1 pseudogene is annotated in these 907 nt (G+C 65.0%); it reads right to left on the bottom strand.

The window, feature by feature from the left end:
- Positions 1-882 (bottom strand): annotated as a pseudogene (locus tag AC1DY5_RS57205) (hypothetical protein); the annotation flags it as partial.
- Between the last annotated feature and the right edge of the window lie 25 nt (positions 883-907).

The following is a 907-nucleotide window of genomic DNA, read 5'->3' as shown; positions in this document are numbered from 1 at the left end:
CGCCGGCGACGCGGGACGGTTGAATCCGAAGCCGCGGCTCAGGCCTGGGGCCGCTGAGGCGCCGAGCTTCGGGCCGCGCGCGAACGCCAAGACGGGCGCTGGGCACGAAGTGGCTGTGGAGATACCCGCAGCGGGAGGAGCGGGAGCACGTGGTGCACTGGGCGCCTGCTCGGCGCTGGACACCAAGGGGCTGGACACAATCACCCCCTCGCCTTCGGCGAATGAATCGAGGTAGCCGTCGTCCAGGTCCGGCATGCCGGCTGGCTCCGTGTGAGATCCGCTCCACGAATCCAGCAAATCCGGGGGAATCACACTGGCTGCGATCCGGCCTACGTCCGCCGGCGCGCTCTGGGCGACCACGTGCGGCTCGGAGGGTGCCACAGGTGCAGGATCGATCACGGGATCGTTCGCGCTAATCTGCAGCGGTTCTTTGTTCTGGGCCTTGCGAGCCTTGTTCAAGAGGGAACGCTTCGACATCTTCTTTCCCGCTTCCGCGGCGGAGACGGCGAAGGATTCGTCGGGGCTCAGATCGGCAGAAGGGAGCGGGTTCATGGTGAACGCCTTGTTCGTTATATTGTCCCGCATCTGGCTTATGACACGGAATAATGTTTTTTCGACATCCTCCGACTCGGAGGAGAGCGTCGAATCATCGGCGCAGTCCTCAGGGCCTCCGCTCACCAGGCTATCGGTCACCGTGGCACCCGCGGCCGGCCCGGCACCCGCGATGTCATCGAAGACATCGGACACGCCAGCGCGCTCGACAGCCTTGTGCACGATTCGCTCCAACGTCGCATTCATGCCCCGCAGTCCGTCCGCTCGTACGATGCGCGCTTGCTCGACGGCGGCCGCCGCGCTGCGCTCGATCTCCTGGTTGAAATTCAAGCTGTGTTGCCCACGACCCTTCAGG

The organism is Variovorax sp. P4_D9 (genome assembly GCF_056401695.1).
This window is presented reverse-complemented; position numbering and strand designations above follow the sequence as displayed.